Source organism: Escherichia sp. TW14182 (assembly GCF_000208525.1).
In the GTDB taxonomy this organism is placed as follows: domain Bacteria; phylum Pseudomonadota; class Gammaproteobacteria; order Enterobacterales; family Enterobacteriaceae; genus Escherichia; species Escherichia ruysiae.
On sequence record NZ_AEJZ01000418.1, the window covers coordinates 1 to 1,035 of the forward strand.

2 protein-coding genes are annotated in these 1,035 nt (G+C 49.4%); both read right to left on the reverse strand.

What is annotated here, in order from left to right; all coding sequences use genetic code 11:
• A partial coding sequence (locus EQY_RS0122710; RefSeq protein WP_038809313.1) for a CNNM domain-containing protein occupies positions 1 to 506 on the reverse strand: 506 nt, incomplete at its 3' end.
• A gap of 20 nt (positions 507 to 526) precedes the next feature.
• A partial coding sequence (locus EQY_RS0122715) for a cytochrome C assembly family protein (protein WP_000326259.1) occupies positions 527 to 1,035 on the reverse strand: 509 nt, incomplete at its 5' end.

Below are 1,035 nucleotides of genomic sequence, written 5' to 3' on the forward strand. Positions count from 1 at the left end.
AAAGAGCCGCTAACCACGATATCGGTTTTGATGCCCATCATGCGCATTAACATGCGGGTGATCGCGTTCAGCAACCAGACCAGCGGCATCATCAAAATTTGCAGCGGAGCTAACAGAAAACTACTCGGATAGGCGACTTTTTCCGGGTACAGCGCGGCAATGGTTTTCGGCAATACTTCGGCAAAAACCAGCACTACGAAGGTCAGTACGCCAGTCGCAATTGCCACACCCGCATCGCCGTACAAGCGCATCCCAACAATAGTGCCGAGCGCGGAGGCAAGAATATTGACCAGGTTATTGCCGATTAACACCAGGCTTATCAGGCGGTCTGGCTTGCGTAGTAATTTTTCGACCCGTTTAGCCGAACGATTACCCTGCTTCGCCATATGCCGCAGACGATAGCGGTTGAGTGTCATCATTCCGGTTTCGGAGCCGGAAAAATAGGCTGAAATGACCACCATGATGATCAGAATTATGATCAACGTGGTAGTAGAGATATGTTCCAGGGGAAACTCCTTTTCTGGTTTTAGCTGATTAACTGCTGGACAATTCGGCTGCCAAAGTAGGCCAGTGTAAGGATGACCGCTCCTGCAACGTTAAACCAAACGACGCGGCGCCCACGCCATCCTTCATGATAATGCCCCCACAGCAGCACAATATAGACAAACCACGCCACAATAGAGAGCACGGCCTTGTCGATATTTTCCATGCTAAATAAGTTGTGCATGTAGAACAGGCCGGTACAAAGAGTGAGCGTTAACAGCACCACGCCAATTTGCGTAATGTGGAACATTTTACGCTCAATACTCATCAGCGGCGGCATTTCCTGATTGAATGCCAGCTTCTTGTTCTTCAGTTGATAATCAATCCATGCCAGTTGCAACGCGTACAGGGCGGCAATAATTAGCGTGGCATAGGAAAAGAGCGATAAGCCAATGTGCACCAGCATTCCTGGCGTTGCTTCCAGATGAGTGATGTATTCATTGGGCATGAAGGTCGCCAGCGCCAGATTGATGAGCGCAAAGGCATAAACAA